The organism is Rhodobacter aestuarii (assembly GCF_900156655.1).
GTDB lineage: Bacteria > Pseudomonadota > Alphaproteobacteria > Rhodobacterales > Rhodobacteraceae > Rhodobacter > Rhodobacter aestuarii.
Map to the genome: position 1 here is coordinate 498046 of NZ_FTOG01000001.1, position 18521 is coordinate 516566.

The 18521-nt window shown below is 62.2% G+C and carries 22 protein-coding genes; 13 read left to right on the top strand and 9 right to left on the bottom strand.

From position 1 onward, the window contains the following. Positions 1 to 78: 78 nt before the first annotated feature. From BW967_RS02290 to rsxA, 8 genes are read right to left on the bottom strand one after another with little or no spacing between them, the layout of a single operon-like run. Complete coding sequence (locus BW967_RS02290) at positions 79 to 1083, bottom strand: FAD-dependent oxidoreductase (RefSeq protein WP_108188556.1); 1005 nt, start codon at positions 1081 to 1083, stop codon at positions 79 to 81. A 14-nt stretch (positions 1084 to 1097) separates the two neighbouring features. Beyond that, positions 1098 to 1355, bottom strand: a complete 258-nt coding sequence (locus BW967_RS02295) for an RnfH family protein (RefSeq protein WP_076483398.1) — start codon at positions 1353 to 1355, stop codon at positions 1098 to 1100. Beyond that, positions 1352 to 2083 (bottom strand): electron transport complex subunit E, encoded by a 732-nt coding sequence (locus BW967_RS02300; RefSeq protein ID WP_076483591.1) that lies wholly within the window; start codon positions 2081 to 2083, stop codon positions 1352 to 1354. The genes BW967_RS02295 and BW967_RS02300 overlap by 4 nt, the downstream gene beginning before the upstream one ends. Beyond that, positions 2083 to 2742, bottom strand: a complete 660-nt coding sequence (gene rsxG / locus BW967_RS02305) for an electron transport complex subunit RsxG (RefSeq protein ID WP_076483399.1) — start codon at positions 2740 to 2742, stop codon at positions 2083 to 2085. Before rsxG ends, BW967_RS02300 begins: the two co-directional genes overlap by 1 nt. Continuing rightward, complete coding sequence (locus BW967_RS02310; protein WP_076483400.1) at positions 2739 to 3839, bottom strand: RnfABCDGE type electron transport complex subunit D; 1101 nt, start codon at positions 3837 to 3839, stop codon at positions 2739 to 2741. The genes rsxG and BW967_RS02310 overlap by 4 nt, the downstream gene beginning before the upstream one ends. Beyond that, positions 3836 to 5398 carry an electron transport complex subunit RsxC gene (rsxC, locus tag BW967_RS02315; protein WP_076483401.1) on the bottom strand — a complete coding sequence of 521 codons (1563 nt, stop codon included), beginning with the start codon at positions 5396 to 5398 and terminating at the stop codon, positions 3836 to 3838. Before rsxC ends, BW967_RS02310 begins: the two co-directional genes overlap by 4 nt. Further along, positions 5395 to 5958 carry an RnfABCDGE type electron transport complex subunit B gene (locus BW967_RS02320; RefSeq protein WP_076483402.1) on the bottom strand — a complete coding sequence of 188 codons (564 nt, stop codon included), beginning with the start codon at positions 5956 to 5958 and terminating at the stop codon, positions 5395 to 5397. Before BW967_RS02320 ends, rsxC begins: the two co-directional genes overlap by 4 nt. A 20-nt stretch (positions 5959 to 5978) precedes the next feature. Further along, on the bottom strand, positions 5979 to 6560 hold the full coding sequence (gene rsxA, locus BW967_RS02325; RefSeq protein WP_076483403.1) for an electron transport complex subunit RsxA: 582 nt from the start codon (positions 6558 to 6560) through the stop codon (positions 5979 to 5981). Between the two features lie 392 nt (positions 6561 to 6952). Between rsxA and BW967_RS02330 the strand changes: the two genes are divergently transcribed. From BW967_RS02330 to proB, 12 genes are all read left to right on the top strand, one after another. Continuing rightward, positions 6953 to 8257, top strand: coding sequence for an FprA family A-type flavoprotein (locus BW967_RS02330; RefSeq protein ID WP_083951860.1), 1305 nt, complete (start codon positions 6953 to 6955; stop codon positions 8255 to 8257). A 26-nt stretch (positions 8258 to 8283) separates the two neighbouring features. Beyond that, a complete protein-coding gene (fdxC, locus tag BW967_RS02335) occupies positions 8284 to 8571 on the top strand; it encodes a ferredoxin FdxC (RefSeq protein ID WP_076483404.1) in 288 nt (95 codons plus the stop codon). 63 nt (positions 8572 to 8634) lie between these two features. Beyond that, complete coding sequence (locus tag BW967_RS02340; protein WP_076483405.1) at positions 8635 to 8832, top strand: DUF362 domain-containing protein; 198 nt, start codon at positions 8635 to 8637, stop codon at positions 8830 to 8832. A gap of 1 nt (position 8833) precedes the next feature. Further along, positions 8834 to 9328: a SoxR reducing system RseC family protein gene (locus BW967_RS02345; protein ID WP_076483406.1), complete on the top strand. Its 495-nt coding sequence runs from the start codon at positions 8834 to 8836 to the stop codon at positions 9326 to 9328. Continuing rightward, on the top strand, positions 9325 to 10413 hold the full coding sequence (locus BW967_RS02350) for an FAD:protein FMN transferase (protein ID WP_076483407.1): 1089 nt from the start codon (positions 9325 to 9327) through the stop codon (positions 10411 to 10413). The genes BW967_RS02345 and BW967_RS02350 overlap by 4 nt, the downstream gene beginning before the upstream one ends. Before the next feature lie 66 nt (positions 10414 to 10479). Next, positions 10480 to 10851, top strand: coding sequence for a ferredoxin FdxD (gene fdxD, locus BW967_RS02355; protein WP_076483408.1), 372 nt, complete (start codon positions 10480 to 10482; stop codon positions 10849 to 10851). A gap of 57 nt (positions 10852 to 10908) precedes the next feature. After that, positions 10909 to 11448 carry a peroxiredoxin gene (locus BW967_RS02360; protein WP_076483409.1) on the top strand — a complete coding sequence of 180 codons (540 nt, stop codon included), beginning with the start codon at positions 10909 to 10911 and terminating at the stop codon, positions 11446 to 11448. Between the two features lie 297 nt (positions 11449 to 11745). Next, positions 11746 to 12195, top strand: a complete 450-nt coding sequence (gene rplU, locus BW967_RS02365) for a 50S ribosomal protein L21 (RefSeq protein WP_076483410.1) — start codon at positions 11746 to 11748, stop codon at positions 12193 to 12195. Between the two features lie 6 nt (positions 12196 to 12201). Further along, on the top strand, positions 12202 to 12471 hold the full coding sequence (gene rpmA / locus BW967_RS02370; protein ID WP_076483411.1) for a 50S ribosomal protein L27: 270 nt from the start codon (positions 12202 to 12204) through the stop codon (positions 12469 to 12471). Between the two features lie 189 nt (positions 12472 to 12660). Then, positions 12661 to 13200, top strand: a complete 540-nt coding sequence (locus BW967_RS02375; protein WP_076483412.1) for a GNAT family N-acetyltransferase — start codon at positions 12661 to 12663, stop codon at positions 13198 to 13200. A gap of 157 nt (positions 13201 to 13357) precedes the next feature. Further along, entirely contained in the window at positions 13358 to 14383 is a 1026-nt protein-coding gene (obgE, locus tag BW967_RS02380; protein WP_076483593.1) for a GTPase ObgE, read from the top strand. Then, positions 14383 to 15486: a glutamate 5-kinase gene (gene proB / locus BW967_RS02385; RefSeq protein WP_108188555.1), complete on the top strand. Its 1104-nt coding sequence runs from the start codon at positions 14383 to 14385 to the stop codon at positions 15484 to 15486. Before obgE ends, proB begins: the two co-directional genes overlap by 1 nt. A gap of 191 nt (positions 15487 to 15677) precedes the next feature. Here the strand turns inward: proB and BW967_RS02390 are convergent, their stop codons facing one another. After that, on the bottom strand, positions 15678 to 17054 hold the full coding sequence (locus BW967_RS02390) for a M20/M25/M40 family metallo-hydrolase (protein ID WP_076483414.1): 1377 nt from the start codon (positions 17052 to 17054) through the stop codon (positions 15678 to 15680). A gap of 235 nt (positions 17055 to 17289) precedes the next feature. On the opposite strand from BW967_RS02390, the gene hemA reads away from it, so the two are divergent. Further along, positions 17290 to 18519 carry a 5-aminolevulinate synthase gene (gene hemA / locus BW967_RS02395; protein WP_076483594.1) on the top strand — a complete coding sequence of 410 codons (1230 nt, stop codon included), beginning with the start codon at positions 17290 to 17292 and terminating at the stop codon, positions 18517 to 18519. The last annotated feature ends 2 nt before the right edge of the window (positions 18520 to 18521 follow it).

The window sequence follows — 18521 nt, forward strand, 5'->3', positions numbered from 1 at the left end:
GAGGGCACCATAAAGCGCCCCTCACCAGCGTTTCGACGCGCCCACCCCGGGTCGGGCGCGGCCCTCATCTCTATAAAATCACACCGGAAGCGCTTGCGCCGAGGCCAGCGCGCAGGCCACGGTGCGCGCGGCGGATTTGCGGGCATCGCCCAGAACCACCGCGCCCAGCACCCGCGCCGAGCGGCCTTGGTCGTCACAGGGGCACCAGCCCGAAGCATCGGTGAGACCGGCTTTTTGCGCCAGCACCCCGGCCTGTTGCGGTGCGATGAAGTTCACCACATCGGCACGGATCTCGCCCGCATCGGTCAGCAACAGCCCGCGGTCGGCATCGACCGCCGTCACCCGCGCGCCCTGCGCCGGGGTGAGCCAGGCGACATTGCGCGAAATGCGTTGAAGACCCGCTGCCATCGCAAAGCCCTGACGCAAAGCCGGATCATTGCTCTCATCCAAAACGGTAAGCCGCGCGCCGGGCACCGCCGCCACGGCGCGGGCCAAGGCGAGCGCACGGGTCATTGCCACATGCGGGTGGCTGATCTCAGCGGGCAGGCGCAGCACGACATGGCCGTTTTCCCGCAAAGCGGCGAGTTGCGACGAAAGCCTGCGGGCTTCGCGGGCATTGCCCCAAGCGGCGGGCCAAGCGTGGCGCGCGCGCGCATCCAGCCCGGCGATCTTTTCCACCTTGGGCGCAATGCCGGGGGCCAGAACCAAGCGGTCAAAGGCCATAGCGCGGCCCGAGAACAGCGCCGCGCGGCCCGCGCGCCAATCCACGCCCGTGACCTCGTCAATTTTCACCTGCACGCCTGCAGCGGCGAGCGTGGAGAGCGTTGCGCCCGAGGCGGGACGGTCAAAGGCGGTGGCGGGGGCAGGCTCGCGCGCCATCCGGGTCGGGTCGCGCTCAATCAGCGTGACCGAGGCGCCGGGGTTGGAGGCGGCAAGTTTCGAGGCGGCCAAAGCGCCTGCGGGGCCCGCGCCAATCACCAAGGCGCGCTCGCCCTTGCGAAGCGCGAAGCTGGTGCCCGTGGCCGCCAGCGCGGCGCCGGACAAAAGGCCTAGGGTCAGGCTGCGGCGGCTCATACGGGTCATCACATCGCTCCTTTTCAGCGTTTCTTTTCAAGAAGTTCGGCTTCGGGGTGAATGGGGCGGTAAATCTCCACCCGGTCGCCTTCCTTCAGCACTCGGTCAAGGTTGCAGATTTGGCCAAAGACACCGATCTTGTTTTCTTCCAGATCAATCTCGGGGAATTGCTCCAACAGGCCGGAACGGTCGATGGCCTCTTTCGCGGTCGCCTCTTCGGGCACATCAACATGTCTCCAGACCTGTGCGGTCGGCTTGGCATAGGCAACACCCACGATCATTCGTCATCCTCCTCAACCGGGACGGGGCCAAGGGCGCCAGCGGCGGTAAAGACCTTGGGCGCGCGCAGTTCTTGGATTTCTTCGTCAATGGATTTGCCGCGCGCATCGATCACCGCTTTGAGCGCAAGCAAGAAGCCCGTCACGATGAAGCCGCCGGGCGGCAAGATCAGGATCAAAAAGCCAGGAAAATCGGGAAAGAGCGTCATTTCCATAAAGGCGAAATGGCTACCCAGCAGGATTGAAGCATTGGCAAACAGCGTGCCCGAGCCAAAGACCTCGCGCAACGCGCCAACCAGAACCAGCGCGACGGTAAAGCCGATGCCCATCATCAACCCATCCCAAAGCGACGGGATCACGCCATTGCGCGAGGCAAATGCTTCGGCGCGGCCCAAGATCGCGCAGTTGGTCACGATCAGCGGGATAAAGAGGCCCAAAACCTTATGGAGATCATGCACATAGGCATTAAGCGCCATATCCACCACGGTGACGATGCAGGCGATGATCAGAACAAAGGCCGGGATCCGGATTTCCGGGGCGATCACTTTACGCAGCGCCGAAATGATCCCGTTCGAGGCGATCAGCACGGCGGTGGAAGCCAGCCCCATGCCAAGCCCGTTCGTGGCCGTGCCGGTGATGGCAAGCGCCGGGCAAAGCGCCAAAAGCTGGCCGAAGACGATGTTTTTATCCCAAAAACCGTCGCGGGCGATTTTGCCGAAATTTGTGGCCATCATTCGTCTCCGTTGCGGGGGATGGGGGCGGTGAGCGCAAGGCGGTTGCGTTCATAAAAGGTCAGCCCGCGGGCAATGGTGCCAACCACGGCGCGCGGGGTGATGGTCGCGCCCGAGAATTGGTCAAACACACCGCCATCGCGCTTCACCTTCCAGCCATCGGGGGTGGGGTCGGTCAAAGAACGCCCGGTAAAGCCTTCGATCCAGTCGCCTTTTGCGACTTCGATCTTATCGCCAAGGCCGGGCGTTTCGGTATGGGACAGCACCCGCACGCCCAAAAGCGTGCCATCGGGCGCAATGCCGATCAGCACCCGGATCGCGCCGGAATAGCCAAAGCCTACCAGCTCATAGGCCATGCCGGTGACGCTGTTGCCCTTGGCGGCGATATGCACGCTGACCATGCCCTCGTCGGCATCTTCCACGCTGCGCAGATCGGTGGCCGGATCGTTGTCATAGATCTCGGCGGGCAGCACTTGCGCGAGCGAGGCGGCCAAATCTTCGGCGCTGCGCTGCGCGATCGGGGCTTGGGTGGTTTGGTCGGCCATCGCCAAAAGCCCGGCGGTGACGAGTGAAAACAGCCCCAGCATCAGCCCATGCGCGAAGGGCGAGGATTTCAGCCAGCTTTTGGCTGGTTTCGGCTCTTTGATGTCCTCGCTCATGCCTTGTCTCCGGCGGCTTGTTTGGTGCGTTTCGGTTTGGCAATCGGCAACGGTTTGCCGGTGCGGGTGCGCCCAAAGACACGCGGGCGGACATAGGTCTCAATCAGCGGCGTGCAGGAGTTCATCAAGAGCACCGCAAAGGCCACGCCTTCGGGGAACGACCCCCAAGTGCGGATCACAAAGATCAGCGCGCCGATGCCGATGCCATAGATCACCTTGCCCAAGGCCGAGACCGGAGAGGTCACGTAATCAGTCGCGATGAAGAAGGCGCAGAGCATGGTCGAGCCTGCGGTGAGGTGCAGGATCGGCGGGGCGAAGGTGTCGGGTGCGAGCGTCGAGGCAATGAAGGAAAGCCCCGCGATTGTGCCCAGAACCGAAAGCGGAATGGCGAGCGTGATGATGCGCATGAAGACCAGCGCCAAGCCGCCCGCGAGCAAGAGCAGGGTGGAAGTTTCGCCCATCGAGCCGGGCACAAGGCCAATCAACCGCGCTTTGAGGTCTGCCAGATCGGGCGTGATCGCCCCCATCGAGGCGCCAGCGCCCAACTGGCTTTTGATATGGCTCAGCGTCGAAGCCGATGAAATCGCATCATATTCGCTCGACCCGGCAAAGGTGATGGCGAGCGAATGCACAAAGCCGGGGCCTTCAAACAGACCCACCGGCGGCACCCAAGTGGTCATATGCACGGGCAGGGCAATGAGCAGCATGGCACGCGCAACCATCGCGGGGTTGAAGAGGTTTTGCCCCAGACCGCCGAACATGTGTTTGGCAATCACAATCGCGATGCCCGAGCCAATCACACCCACCCACCACGGCGCATAGGGCGGCAAGGTCATCGCCACAAGCCAGCCGGAGAGCAGCGCAGAGCCATCCCGGGCAAAGGGGCCAATCGGTTTGCCCGCCACCCAAAGCGACAGAATTTCAAACAGATAGGCAGAGGCCACCGTGGTGATAAACAGAAAAATCGCGGGCCAGCCGAATTGATAGAGGCCAAACACGGTGGCGGGCGTCAGCGCCAGCACCACCGCCAGCATCGTGCGGTTCACGGTGAAGACGGTATGGGTATGCGGAGCGGCCAGAAGCGGTTGCGCGGTCACGAGTTGGCCTCCCCTTGGGTTTGTTGCGCCATGGGTTCGGCGGCGGCGGCTTCCGCAGCGGCCTTTTCAGCGGCGGCTTTTTTCTTGGCTTCCATCTCGGCTTTGCGCTTCAGCATCATCTGGCGTTTTGCCTCGGCGATGGCTTCTTCGCGGGCCTTGCGGGCCTCGGCCAAGCGTTTGGTTTCTTCGGCTTGGTGCTTGCGGCTTTGCTTCTCGGCCAGCTTGCCTTTGGCGAAGTGGAAGGTCTGCACAAGCGGGATATTGCCCGGGCAGGTATAGGCGCAGCAGCCGCAGGTCAGGCAATCCATCAGGCCGATTTTCGCGGCCCCATCCAGATCATCGGCTTGGATGCGGGCGTTCATTTCAAAGGGCGTCAGCCCCACCGGGCAAGATTGCACGCAGCGTCCGCAGCGAATGCAGGGCATCACGTCAGAGCCGGGGGTTTCCGCTTTTGACAGCGCCAAAATCCCGTTTGCACCCTTCACAATCGGCACGCGGCGGTTGTGGATCGGTTGGCCCATCATCGGCCCGCCCAGCAGCAGCCGGTCGGGTTCTTCGGCAAAGCCGCCGCAATGGTTGATCACTTCAGACACCGGGGTGCCGATCAGCACTTTGACATTCGCGGGCCGTTTCGCGGCGCGGCCCGAGACCGTCACAATCCGCGAAATCAGCGGCTCGCCGTAGCGCACCGCATTGTGGACGGCATGCGCCGTGGCGACATTATGGACCACTACGCCAAGGTCCGCAGTGAGCGCGCGGGCGGGGGTTTCCTTGCCCGTCAAAATTCGCACCAGATGCTTTTCCGAGCCCATCGGATATTGCGTCGGCACGACCTTCACTTGGAACACATAGTCAAGCGCGCGGTTGTAGCGGCTCATCACATCAATCGCTTGCGGCTTGTTCGATTCAATCGCAACGATGATGTTTTTCACGCCAAGCGCGCGGCCCATGATGCCGATGCCGTCGGCGATTTCCTCGGCGCGTTCGCGCATCAAGCGGTCATCGCAGGTGAGGTAGGGTTCGCATTCTGCGCCATTGATGATGAGCGTGTGCAGATCATATTTGGCGCGCAGATTGAGCTTCACGGCAGAGGGGAAGGTCGCGCCCCCCATCCCGACAATCCCGGCTTCGGCCACTTGGGCGGAAATCTCTTCGGGCGTGGCATCTTCGGGACGCATACGCGGCAGGCGGGGGCCCCATTTGTCTTCGCCATCGGGACGAATGGTGATGGTGGGCACCGGCAGGCCCGACGGGTGCGGGGCGATGAAATGACCGACCGCAATCACCCGGCCCGAGGTGGGCGCGTGGATATTGGCCGACACCGGGCCGCGCGCCTTCGCCACCAACTGGCCTTTGAGCACATAATCATCGCGCGCCACGATCGGTTCGGCCTCGGCCCCGATATGCTGTTGCAAAGGCAGCCGGATCAGGGTCGGCACCGGCATCACCTCGATCTCGCTTTCAGAGCTGAGGTATTTGCGCGGATCGGGGTGCACGCCTTTGAAGCTGAAGAACTGCGACGGGTGCAAAAGCGTGGAAAGAGAGGGCAGAAGGCTCATGCTGCGCGCTCCGTGCTGGCGGCGCCAAGGCGCGGTTCGGGTTTGTCCCAATACCATTGGCGCAGGGATTTCGGTTTGACGCGCTTGACGATCGCCTCGGTCGGGCAAACTTCGATGCAGGCGTCACAGCCGGTGCAGGCATCGGTGATGACGGTGTGAATTTGCCGGTTCGCGCCGATGATCGCGTCGGTCGGGCAGCGCTTGAAGCATTTGGTGCAGCCGGTGCAGTGGTCTTCAAAGATGAAGGCGACCATCGGCTCCACCTCGGCCATGCCCGAAAGCGCGCCATCGCCTTCAATCGTCACGACCTGCGCGAGTTCGAGTGCGAGATCGCGGCCGCCCGGCGTGCAAGCGGTGACGGGCGCTTCACCCGCCGCCATTGCCTCGGCCAGACCGTGGCAACCGGGGTAGCCACAGGCGCCGCAATTGGTGCCCGGCAAGATCGCGTCAATCGCATCCACCACCGGGGGCGCTTCGACATGGAACTTGCGCGCGGCAAAACCGAGCATCAGCCCCAGCCCGGTCCCCAGGGCAGACATCGCGGCGACGGCTTCGATCATCTCGGGTACTCCTTATCGTCTCAATTAGGCACGAGGCCGGCAAAGCCCATGAAGGCCATCGACAGAAGGCCCGCAGATACAAAGGCAATGGAGGCGCCCGCGAAGGGGGCAGGAACGGCCAGCTGCGCCATGCGCTCGCGCATGCCCGCGAAGATCACCAGCACCAGCGTGAAGCCAAGCGCCGAGCCAAAACCGTAAAGCAGGCTAGAGGCGAAGCCGTGGCCTTCTTGGATGTTCAAAAGCGCCACGCCCAGCACCGCACAGTTGGTGGTGATGAGCGGCAGATAAATACCAAGCGAGCGGTGCAGCCCCGGCGAGAGCTTGCGCAGCACGGTTTCGATAAACTGCACGATCGCGGCGATCACCAAGATCAGGCTCAGGATGCGCAGAAAGCCCAAATCGAGCGGCTCCAGCACCAGCACTTCAACAAACCAGCTGGCCGCCGCGGCAAGCGTCAGCACGAAGGTGGTGGCAAGCCCCATGCCGATGGCAGCATCGGTTTTGCGCGACACGCCCATGAAGGGGCACAGGCCCAGAAACTTCACCAGCACCACGTTGTTCACCAGCGCCGTGCTGAGCAGGATCAGGAAAAAGTCGTGCATGCCAGCCTCCGTTCACGGCCCGTCGGGGGAAATGCGAGCCCTTGCGAGAGTTGAAGCAAAGCCTGTGCCAAGTGGCTTTGTCTGGCGGGTGGCGGGGTGCTTTTTGCGCGCGCGGGTCATGCAGGCACGGGGGAACGTCGGCGCGGGGACTGTGGGATGGGGAAACGAGGCTTTGTGCCTGTTTTGCAAGGCTTGTCGCATTCCCTACAAATTGTCGGACCTGCGCCATCACGCATTCGGGAGCAGGGCTCGTGGTGTGAAACCCGACTTTCCCGGCCTTGGGCCAAGCGGGGCAGGGCGGGGCGGCGCTATGGCGGGCTTTGGGGCGCTTGGCATGGTTCTTGCTGCATCTTTTGTGATGCGCATTTTTCGCGCCCAACCGGAGCAAGACCTTGTCCGTCCCGCCTTTTGCCCTGCGCCCGCCCGCGCCCCGCACCACCGGCCCCGAGGGTCCGGTCACGGTCGCCCCCGGTGTGACCTGGATCGGTGCGTTGGACCCCGGTCTGCGCAGCTTCGATGTGATTTTGAAAACCTCCAACGGCACGACCTATAATTCTTACCTCGTGCGCGGCTCGGAAGGCGTGGCGGTGATTGATACCGTCAAAGCCGAATTCACCGGAGCCTTCTTCAAGCGGTTTGAGGAAAGCGCCTCTTACGACGAGATCCGCTACATCGTTTTGAACCACCTTGAGCCTGATCACACCGGCGCCGTGCCCGAATTGGTGCGCCGTGCGCCGCAGGCAGAAATTCTGCTGTCCCCGCGTGGGCTGCCGATGCTGCGCGCGCTTTTGGGGGCCGAGTTTGATAACGCCAAGGTGCGCCCCGTCACCACCGGCCACAGCGCCGATCTGGGCGACCGCAAGCTTGATTTCATCAACACGCCCTATGTCCATTGGCCCGATACGCAATGCACCTGGCTTGCCGATGCGAGGGTGCTGTTTACCTGCGATCTTTTTGGCAGCCATTTCTGCGATGGGCGGCTGTTTGAAGATCAGGTGGATGATTTCCGCCTTGCCTTTGACAATTACTTCGACCGGATCATGCGGCCCTTCCGCAGTTTCGTGACTTCGGCGCTCGATAAGATCGAGCCGCTGGATTTCGCAGTGCTTGCCCCGGCCCATGGCCCGATTTTGCGCTCCGCGCCCCGCGATTGGCTGGCGCGCACACGGCTTTTGGCGACGCCGCGCCGCAAGGCGGACAGCGCCGAGAAAGTGCTGCTGATCTTTTATGTCTCGGCCTATGGCTCGACCGCGCAATTGGCGCAGGCGATCCATGATGGCGCCGAAGAAGAACCCGGTGTGCGGGTCTCGCTCTTTGATCTGGAAGGCTCGGATATCTCTCCGTTCCTTGATCTGATCGAAGAGGCTGACGGGATCGCCCTTGGCACGCCCACCATCAACGGGGATGCGGTGCGCACCGTTTGGGATATGCTTGCGCGCTTGGTAGATATTGAAACCAAGGGGAAATTGGGCGCAGCCTTTGGATCTTATGGTTGGTCGGGTGAGGCGGTGCGCCTTGTTGAGGCGCGGCTGCAAGGGTTGAAAATGCGCCTGCCCGAACCGGGGCTGCGGGTCAAACTGCACCCGTCCCCCGAAGAGTTGGAAGAGGGGCGCGCCTTTGGCCGTCGTTTGGCGCAGCAACTCACCGGCACCGCCGCGCCGCGCGAAATCGACTTTGCAGAACTTGCCGCCCGCTAACCGGATTTAAGAACGAAGGACAAAGCATGGAAAAGGCGACACTGACGTTCACCGATGTCTCGATCACAGTGAACGTTCCCCCCGGAACCCGGATCATTGAGATGTCCGAAAAAGTTGGCTCCGGCATCACTTACGGCTGCCGCGAGGGCGAATGCGGCACCTGCCTGACCCATGTGGTTGAAGGCGCCGAGAACCTCTCGGAACCCTCGGCGCTGGAAATGCGGGTGCTGTCGGAGAATTTGGCAGGCAGCGACGATCGGCTCGCTTGCCAATGCCGTGTCCTTGGCGGGAACGTCAAAGTCCGTCCGGGCTAAAAGTTAAAAGCCTTCCACCGCGAGCTTCGGCTCGCAAAACCCTGACCAGGAAAGGAAATTCCAATGGCCATGCAAATCGACCCGAACCTGTGCACCTCCTGTGGCGATTGCGAACCGCAATGCCCGACCGAGGCGATCTCGCCGAAAAAAGGCGTTTATGCGATCAACGCCGATCTGTGCAACGAATGCGAAGGGGAAGACCTGCCGCATTGCGTCTCGACCTGCATGGAAGACGGCTGCATCACGCCGATCGAGGCGTAAGATGACGGGCTGCACGCCCGATCTTGCCGCCGATCCCGCACCGCGCGCGCTGAGCGAGCGGCTGCGGGTCGTGGCGGTGGGGCCCGAGCGGGTGACGGTTTTGGCCGACCGCGCGGCGGGCTGTGCGGCTTGCGCCTCGCGCAAGGGCTGCGGCACCGGGGCTTTGGCCCAGTTGTCGCGCCCGCAACTGCTTGAGATTGCCCGCCCCGAAGGCTTGGAAATCCGCCCCGGCGATGAGCTTGAGGTGATGATGGGCGGCAATGACTTTTTGGCGGCTGCCGGGCTCGCCTATCTTTTGCCGGCTGCGACCTTGGTGGTGGGGGTGTCCATCGCGGCGGGGCTCGGGGCAGGGGATCTGCTTTCGGGGCTCGTTGGCCTTGGGGCTTTGGCGCTTGGCTTTGTTCCGGTGGCTTTGATGGAGCGACGCGGGCGAAACGTGGCCGAATTGCAAGCGGTCGCCGTGCATCCGCCGCGCGTGGAGAGTTGCCACACATGAAGGCACGGGGCGCGCTTTTTCGGCTCTCTATCGCCGCTGTGACGGTGCTGGCCTTGGCCGGAACAGTCCACGCTTTGCGCCCCGAACCGGATGTGAGCCAATCGCTTTATCTGTTTGGCACGCTGGTCGAGGTGGAAATCCACGGCGTGGACGAGGCCAAGGCAAAGGCTGCGATTGCCCGTGTCGATCAGCATCTACAACATATCCACAAAGATTGGCACGCGTGGCGCCCCGGCACGCTGGAAGGCCTGAATGCGGCCTTTGCGGCGGGCGAAAGCATCTCCGTCGACCCGACCTTGGCGAAGGTTTTGGAACGGGGGCGTGACCTCGCCTGCGCCTCTGATGGGCTTTTTGATCCGGGGATCGGCGCGTTGATCGAGGCGTGGGGCTTTCATGCCGACACGCTGCCCGAGGGTGATCCGCCCTCCGAGGACACCATTGCCGCATTGATTGCGCCGCATCCGACCATGCTGGATGTGACGATTGATGGCACCACGATCCGCGCCGCCAATCCCGCCGTGCAGCTAGACCTTGGCGCCTATGCCAAAGGCGCGGCGCTCGATTTGGCCGAAGATGATCTGCGCGCCGCAGGCATTACCGATGCGGTCCTGAACGCCGGTGGCGGCGTGCAGGTGATGGGCAGCCATGGCGCGCGGCCGTGGCGGGTGGCGATCCGCGACCCCTTCGCTTGGGGGGTGGTGGCGGCGCTCGAACTCGCGCCCGGCGAGGCGCTGCATACCTCTGGCAATTATGAGCGGTATCTTGAGGCCGGGGGCCTTCGTTTTTCTCACATTCTTGACCCGCGCACGGGGCGGCCTGTGACCGATATCGTCTCGGTTTCGGTGCTGGCTGAAAACGGCGCGCTCGCCGATGCCGCCGCCACCGCGCTGAGTGTGGCCGGTGCGCAAGATTGGCCGCGCATCGCCGCGCAGATGGGGGTTGAGAATGTGCTGATGATCACCGGGCAGGGCGAGATTTTCGCCACGCCTTCCATGCGGGCGCGGCTTGATCCGGTGGGGGGCGATTTTCCCGCCCCCGTGACCTTGGTCGATCTGCCCGCCTCACCCCGCCCGCGCTGCAACTAGGCGCTGGCATAGCCCTTGCTGTGCCCCCTTTGGGGGGTGCCCCCACTCGCATAAAAGGAGAGAGCGATGTCCAATATTACCTTTACGTCCCCGATCATGAAGAAAGACAAGACGATTTATGCTGTGGCGGGCAACACCGCGACCATTCTGTCGCTCGCCAAAGAGCATGAAATCCCGATTCCGTTCGAATGCGGCGATGGTGATTGCGGTTCGTGCCTGATCGAAGTAACAGCGCTGGGTGACAAGCCCCTGATGGGGATGTCGCTGACCGAGAAGGAGAAGGCGCGGTTGAAGGAACTTCAGATGATTTCGGCGGAAGAGCTGGAACAAGCCGAAGTGAACGACATCCCGCCGCGGTTCCGGCTGGCGTGCCAGTTCATCCCGCGCGACGAAGACGTGCTGGTGAGCTTCACCGGAACGCCTGGCGGTTCTGCCTGACCATTCTTCGACGCGCCGCCTCCCCGGCGCGTCGGCCAACGACCCAGAGGATTGATCATGAAAACCAACTCCCGACTGCCTGAAGTCACCTTCCACACCCGCGTGCGCGACGAAAGCGTTGGCGGGCCGAACCCGTTCCGCTGGGAGGATGTGACCACCTCCGACTATTTCGCGGGCAAACGCGTGGTGCTGTTCTCGCTGCCGGGCGCGTTCACGCCGACCTGCTCGACCTACCAACTTCCGGGCTTTGAAAAAGGCTTCGCGGATTTTGCGGCCAAGGGCATCGACGAAATCTACTGCTTGTCGGTCAACGACAGCTTCGTGATGAACCAATGGGCCAAGGCGCAAGGGCTGGAAAACGTCAAAGTCATCCCGGATGGCTCGGGCGAATTCACCCGCCGCATGGGCATGTTGGTGCGCAAAGACAACCTCGGCTTCGGTCTGCGCTCGTGGCGCTATGCCTGCATCGTCAATGACGGTGTGATTGAAGCGTGGTTCGAAGAGCCCGGTCTGATGGATAACTGCCCCGAAGACCCCTATGGTGTCTCGAGCCCGGAAAATGTGATGGCTTGGCTCAACCAAGCGGTTGCGGCCTAAGCCCGGCGCAACCCGGCCCCAAGATAGGAAAGCCCCGCCTTGTGCGGGGCTTTTGCTTTTGCATATATAAAAGACAAAGGGCAGGGACGCATGAAACGGTCCAGCCCAGTCCGCGCGTGCCCCGAAATGGCTTGACACATAAGGCCCGCTCACAGATAAGGCGCGGACCCGGCGGCGAGTCTCCTCTCCGCCGGGGTCATGTTTTAACAACGCCCCTATGGGCGCGCTGTCCGAGGCGGGGCAACCCGGTAACACCCATTGGGGGCCACAGGGCGCGGCTGACAAAAGGAAGAACGCATGTTCGCGGTCCTCAAAACGGGCGGCAAGCAATACAAAGTTCAAGCGGGCGACGTGCTCCGCGTGGAACTCATTGCCGCCGCGGCTGGTGAAAAAGTCCAGTTCAACGAAATTCTGATGGTCGGTGGCGAAACGCTCACCGTCGGCGCTCCCACTGTGGAAGGCGCTGCCGTCGTGGCCGAAGTGATCGACACGATCAAAGCGGACAAGGTCATCACCTACCACAAACGCCGCCGGAAACACTCGTCGCAGCGCACCCGTGGCCACCGTCAGCAGCTCACGCTGCTGCGCGTCACCGAAGTGCTGGCCTCGGGCGCCGACAAATCGGGTGTCAAAGAAGCCGTCGGCACCGCCTCGGTGCGTCGCGCGCTGCATGGCGCTGCGGCTCCCGAAGCTGCCCCCGCGAAACCGAAGCGCGCTTCCAAAAAAGCCGCTGAAGCACAGGAGTAATCCCCCATGGCACACAAGAAAGCAGGCGGTTCTTCGCGTAACGGCCGCGACTCTGCGGGTCGTCGCCTCGGCGTGAAACTCTATGGCGGTCAAACGGCTGTTCCGGGCAACATCATCGTGCGTCAGCGCGGCACCAAAGTTTGGGCCGGCGAAGGCGTGATGATGGGCAAGGACCACACCCTGTTCGCCGTTGTCGATGGCAAGATTGCCTATCGCAAGGGCCTCAAGGGCCGCACTTTCGTTTCGGTTCTCCCGGTCGCGGAGGCCGCGGAATAAGCCGAACGAACCCGGTAAAAGAAAATGGGGGGATCGGCTGCAAAGCCGGTCCCCTTTTCGTTTGTTGCGTCTGGGGGAGGCGAGGCAAGCGGTCGCAGTTGAAAACGGTCCCAATCCTGCACAGCTTTGTCACAGGGCCGTTTTGTTTCTTGATTAGGGCCAGAACGGCCAGCGTTTGAGGAGAGCGCGATGTTTCAGACGACCATACCTGCGCAGCCGGTGATTGAGGCCGAGCGGTTTATCCTGCGCCCCTTGCGGCGCTCGGATGCTGGGCTGATTACGATGTACACCGCCGATAAGCGCGTGGCCGAGGGGACGCGTGCTATCCCGCATCCGCTGCCGCCGGGCACTGCCGAGAATTTCATCTTGCGCGCGCTGGCTGAGGGGCGGGCTGAAGATGTCTGGGCGCTTGATGGCTCTGATCATGGTCTGGCCGAGGTGCTGGGGCTCGTCTCGCTCACCCGTCTTGAAGACGATCAATCCGAGATCGGCTTTTGGGTTGGCCCGGGCTTTTGGAATACGGGCTTTGCCTCCGAGGCGGTTGCGGCGCTGATTGCGGCAAACCCGCATCGTGCCCGCACGCTGATGGCCGAGGTCTTTCAAGACAATCCCGGCTCGGCCCGTGTCCTGACCCATAACGGTTTTGAGTATCTGGGCGATGCCGAAAGCTGGTCTTTGGCGCGCAATGCCCGTGTGCCGACCTGGACCTATGTGAAGAAGCTCGACTGAGTTGTGGGGGAGGGGCAACCCTCCCCGACCCGCCCTTGGTGGCCTTTGTTCATCTTGCCCCAAATATCCTTGGGCTTTGGGCGCTCTGCCCCCATGCGCCGCTTGCGAAATGCGCGCCATGCGCGTAAACGGGCGCCTTGCGAAAGGGGCCATGGCGATGAAATTTCTCGACCTTGCAAAAGTCTATATCCGTTCGGGCGGCGGTGGCGCGGGCTGCGTCAGCTTTCGGCGTGAGAAATTCATCGAATTCGGCGGCCCCGATGGCGGCGATGGCGGCAAGGGCGGCTCGGTTTATGCTGAGGCGGTGGACGGGCTCAACACGCTCATCGACTTCCGCTATCAGCAGCACTTCTTCGCGCAAACCGGCCAGCACGGCATGGGCAGCCAGCGCACCGGCAAAGATGGCGATGATATCGTGCTGAAAGTGCCGGTGGGCACCGAGATTATTGATGAAGACGAAGAGACGGTGATTGCCGACCTCGTCGAAGTGGGGCAGCGCGTGTTGCTGGCCAAGGGCGGCAATGGCGGCTGGGGCAACCTGCGGTTCAAATCCTCAACAAACCGCGCACCGCGCAACGCCAACCCCGGCCAAGAAGGGGTGGAGCGCACCTTGTGGCTGCGGCTGAAACTGATTGCGGATGCCGGGCTTCTGGGCCTGCCCAATGCGGGCAAATCGACCTTCCTGTCGGCGGTCTCAAATGCGCGACCCAAAATTGCAGATTACCCCTTCACCACCCTTGTGCCGAACTTGGGCGTGGTGGGCGTGGATGGCAAAGAGTTTGTCATGGCCGATATTCCGGGGCTGATCGAAGGCGCGTCCGAGGGGCGCGGCTTGGGCGATCAGTTCTTGGGCCATGTGGAGCGCTGCTCGGTGCTGTTGCATCTGGTCGATGGCACCTCAAGCACGATTACCAAAGATTACCGGACCATCATTGGCGAACTCGAAGCCTATGCCGAAGAGCTTTATGAAAAGCCGCGTGTCACGGTGCTGAACAAGGCCGATGCGCTTGATAGCAAAACGCTTTCCAGCCGCAAACGCGCGTTGGAAAAAGCCTCTGGCGGGCCGGTGATTGTGATGTCGGGTGTGTCGAAACAGGGTGTGAACGAGGTGCTGCGCGCGCTTTGGGCCGAAATTTCCGAAGATCGCCGCGATGAGGATGAGGTGAAACCGTGGCAACCGTAATGCCGCGCGTCGAGGCTGCGCAGCGGTTGGTGCTGAAGATCGGCTCGGCGCTTTTGGTCGATGCTGCCGGGCTGCGCTCGGATTGGCTTGCGGGGTTGGCCGCCGATGTGGCCGCCGCCCGCAAACGCGGCAGTGATGTGGTGCTGGTCTCCTCAGGCTCAATCGCTTTGGGGCGGCGCGTACTGGGCCTGCCCGCCGGGCCTTTGCCGCTTGAGCAATCGCAAGCCGCTGCGGCAGTGGGGCAAATTCAACTTGCCCGCGCTTATCAAGAGGTGCTCGCGCCGCATGGGGTGACGACCGCGCAGGTTTTGGTGACGCTGGAAGACACCGACAACCGCCGCCGCTACCTCAATTCCCGCGCGACGATGGAAACGCTTTTGTCGATGGGCGTGGTGCCGATCGTCAATGAAAACGACACCGTCGCCACCGATGAAATTCGTTTTGGTGACAACGACCGGCTGGCCGCGCAGATCGCGGTGACGGTGGCCGCGGATCAGTTGATCTTGCTCTCCGATGTCGATGGGCTTTACACCGCCAACCCGAAAGAAGACCCAACCGCGACCCGCTTTGATGTGGTTGAGCACATCACCCCCGAGATCGAGGCGATGGCGGGTGACCCGATCTCGGGCCTGTCCAAAGGCGGGATGAAAACCAAGCTTTTGGCGGCAAAAACCGCCGTGGCAGGCGGCTGCGCGATGGCGATTATGGAAGGCTCGGTGCCGCAGCCGCTTTTGGCGCTGGCGCAAGGCGCCAATTGCACATGGTTCTTGCCTGAGGGCGACCCGCAAGCCGCACGCAAACGCTGGATCGCAGCGATGAAACCGCGCGGCGAGGTGATGGTGGATGCCGGGGCGGTGGGCGCGCTGCGGGCGGGCAAATCGCTTCTGCCTGCGGGCGTGGTGAAGGTGCAAGGCCGCTTTGGGCGCGGCGAACCCGTGACCATTTCCGGCCCCGATGGTGCGGTGCTTGGCAAAGGTCTTGTGCGCTACACCGCCGAAGAGGCGCGCAAAATCGCGCGGCATCGCTCGGGCGAGATCGAAAGCATTTTGGGCTATCCGGGCCGCGCGGTGCTGCTGCATCGCGATGATATGGTGATTGGCTGAATTTGCGCCGGGGCAGGGGGCGCTGCCCCCCTCTTGCCTAAGCCAATTCTCCCCGGGATATTTACACAAAGTCGAAGACCTCAGGTCATTGAAAAGGGCGCCCCAGCGGCGCGCCCTTCTTGCTTTCAACTTGCTCTAAATATCCCGGGGGGCGTCCTGAAAGGACGGGGGGCAGCGCCCCCCAGCGCCAGTTATTGCTGCGACAGCCGGTCGAGGATACGCGCCCAAGAGCGGATGCCCTTGTGGAAGCTTTCGAGGTCGTATTTCTCGTTCGGGGAGTGGATTTGGTCATCATCGCGGCCAAAGCCGATCAGCATCGCATCCATGCCCAGATACTCTTTGAAATAGCCCGCAATCGGGATCGACCCGCCGCAGCCAACGAAGGCCGCCGGGCGCTCCCATTCATCCGACAGCGCCGCGCGCGCCGCATCAAAGGCCGGATCGGTGATCGACATCGTGGAGGCGGGGCTGCCCTCGGGCTCGCTCCAGATCAACTCACAATCGGGCGGCAGTTGCGCTTCGATCCAGGCTTTGAAGGCGGGCAGGATTTTGTCGGGGTCTTGGCCCGAGACGAGCCGGAAGCTGACCTTGGCGCTGGCTTGCGAGGGCAGCACGGTTTTGAAGCCCGCGCCGGTATAGCCACCCCAGATGCCATTGATCTCGGCGGTGGGGCGCGACCAGATTTGCTCCAAAGGCGTGCGATCCACCTCGCCTGCGGGGGTGGTCAGATCCACCCCGCCAAGGAAGGAGGCATGATCAAAGCCAAGCGCTTGCCATTGCGCGGCGACCGCGTCGGGGAGTTCGGCGACATCGTCATAAAAGCCCGGCACCTGCACCCGGCCTTGGTCATCATGCAGCCCGCCCAAGATCCGCGTCAGCACCCGGATCGGGTTGATCGCCACACCGCCAAACATCCCCGAATGCAGGTCTTTGCTGGCCGCGCGGATGGTGAATTCCACTTTGGCAAGGCCGCGCAGCATGGTCACAATGGCGGGAATATGGTCCGAAAACAGCCCGGTGTCGCAAATCAGCGCAAGATCGGCCGAAAGCTCCTCGCGGTTTTCTTGCAAGAACGGGATGAGCGAGGGCGAGCCCGATTCCTCTTCCCCTTCAAAGAAGATCGTCAGATTGCCCGGCAATTCCCCATGCACATCTTTCCACGCCCGGCAGGCTTCCAAAAAGGTCATCAATTGACCTTTGTCATCGGAGGCCCCGCGTGCGCGGATCAGCGGGCCTTTCGGGCCTTGCTGGATCACCGGGTCAAACGGGTCCCGTTCCCAAAGCTCAATCGGGTCAACGGGCTGCACATCGTAATGGCCGTAAAACAAGATGTGGCGGCCTTCGCCTGCATGGCGGCCCACCACCATCGGATGCCCCGGTGTGGGGCGCGCGCTGGCAGAAAAGCCCAATGATTTCAATTCCTGCACCAGCCAAGCGGCGGCTTGGGCGCAATCCCCATTATAGGCGGGATCGGTGGAAATCGAGGCAATGCGCAGCAAGTCCATCAGCCGGTCAGTGGCTTCGGGCAGGGTGTCGTCAATGCGGGAAAGAACGGCGTCAAGCGTCATGAGTGGTCTCCTTCGAGCCAAAACCGTAGCAGCCGTTTTCCGGAAGGGCCAGAGCGGGTGGAAAACAGGCGATGCTTAAAGTTTGAGCCTTAGGGGATAATTATGCACCGAGATGCGACAATTTAATTCTCCCCTTTTTTGACTTTGGGGTTTAACACTACCCGTGCCGGATAGGGCCGATGAGCCGACGCCCGGCGACACACAACCAAGTGCATAGAAGCCAGGGGTGATGAACATGGACTACAATCTCGCGCTCGACAAAGCTCTTCAACGTCTCCATGACGAGGGCCGGTATCGGACTTTCATCAACATCGAACGCGAGAAAGGCGCTTTCCCGAAAGCGCAATGGAACCGCCCCGATGGTGGCAAGCAAGACATCACCGTGTGGTGCGGCAACGACTATCTGGGCATGGGTCAACACCCGGTTGTTCTGGCCGCGATGCATGAAGCGCTGGAAGCCGTTGGCGCTGGTTCGGGCGGCACCCGCAATATTTCGGGCACCACCGCTTACCACAAAGCGCTGGAAGCCGAGATCGCCGATCTGCACCAAAAAGAAGCCGCGCTGGTTTTCTCGTCGGCTTATATTGCGAACGACGCCACGCTTTCGACGCTGCGCATTCTGTTCCCCGGCCTGATCATTTATTCCGACAGCCTGAACCACGCCTCGATGATCGAAGGCATCAAGCGCAACCAAGGCCCGAAGCGGATCTTCCGTCACAATGACGTGGCGCATCTACGCGAACTCTTGGAAGCCGATGATCCGGCCGCGCCGAAGCTGATCGCCTTCGAATCGATCTATTCGATGGATGGCGACTTTGGCCCGATCAAAGAAATCTGCGACTTGGCCGATGAATTCAAAGCACTGACCTATATCGACGAAGTCCATGCCGTGGGCATGTATGGCCCCCGCGGCGCGGGTGTGGCCGAGCGCGATGGCCTGATGGATCGCATCGATATCTTCAACGGCACGCTCGCCAAAGCCTATGGCGTGTTCGGTGGTTATATCGCCACGTCGGCGAAAATGGTCGATGCCGTGCGCTCCTATGCGCCGGGCTTCATCTTCTCGACCTCGCTGCCGCCGGCGATTGCTGCGGGCGCGCGCGCCTCGATCGCCTTCCTCAAAACCGCCGAAGGTCAGAAGCTCCGCGACATGCAACAGCTGCATGCTAAAGAGTTGAAAATGCGCTTTAAATCGCTTGGCATGCCGGTCATCGACCACGGCAGCCACATCGTTCCGGTCGTCATCGGCGACCCCGTCCACACCAAAGCGGTGTCGGATATGCTGCTCAGCGATTACGGCGTTTACGTGCAGCCGATCAACTTCCCGACCGTGCCGCGCGGCACCGAACGTCTGCGGTTTACGCCGTCGCCGGTGCATGATCTGACCCAGATCGATGGGCTCGTGAATGCCATGGATGCGCTCTGGGCGCGCTGTGCGCTGAATCGTGCCGAAGCGGTCGCCTGATC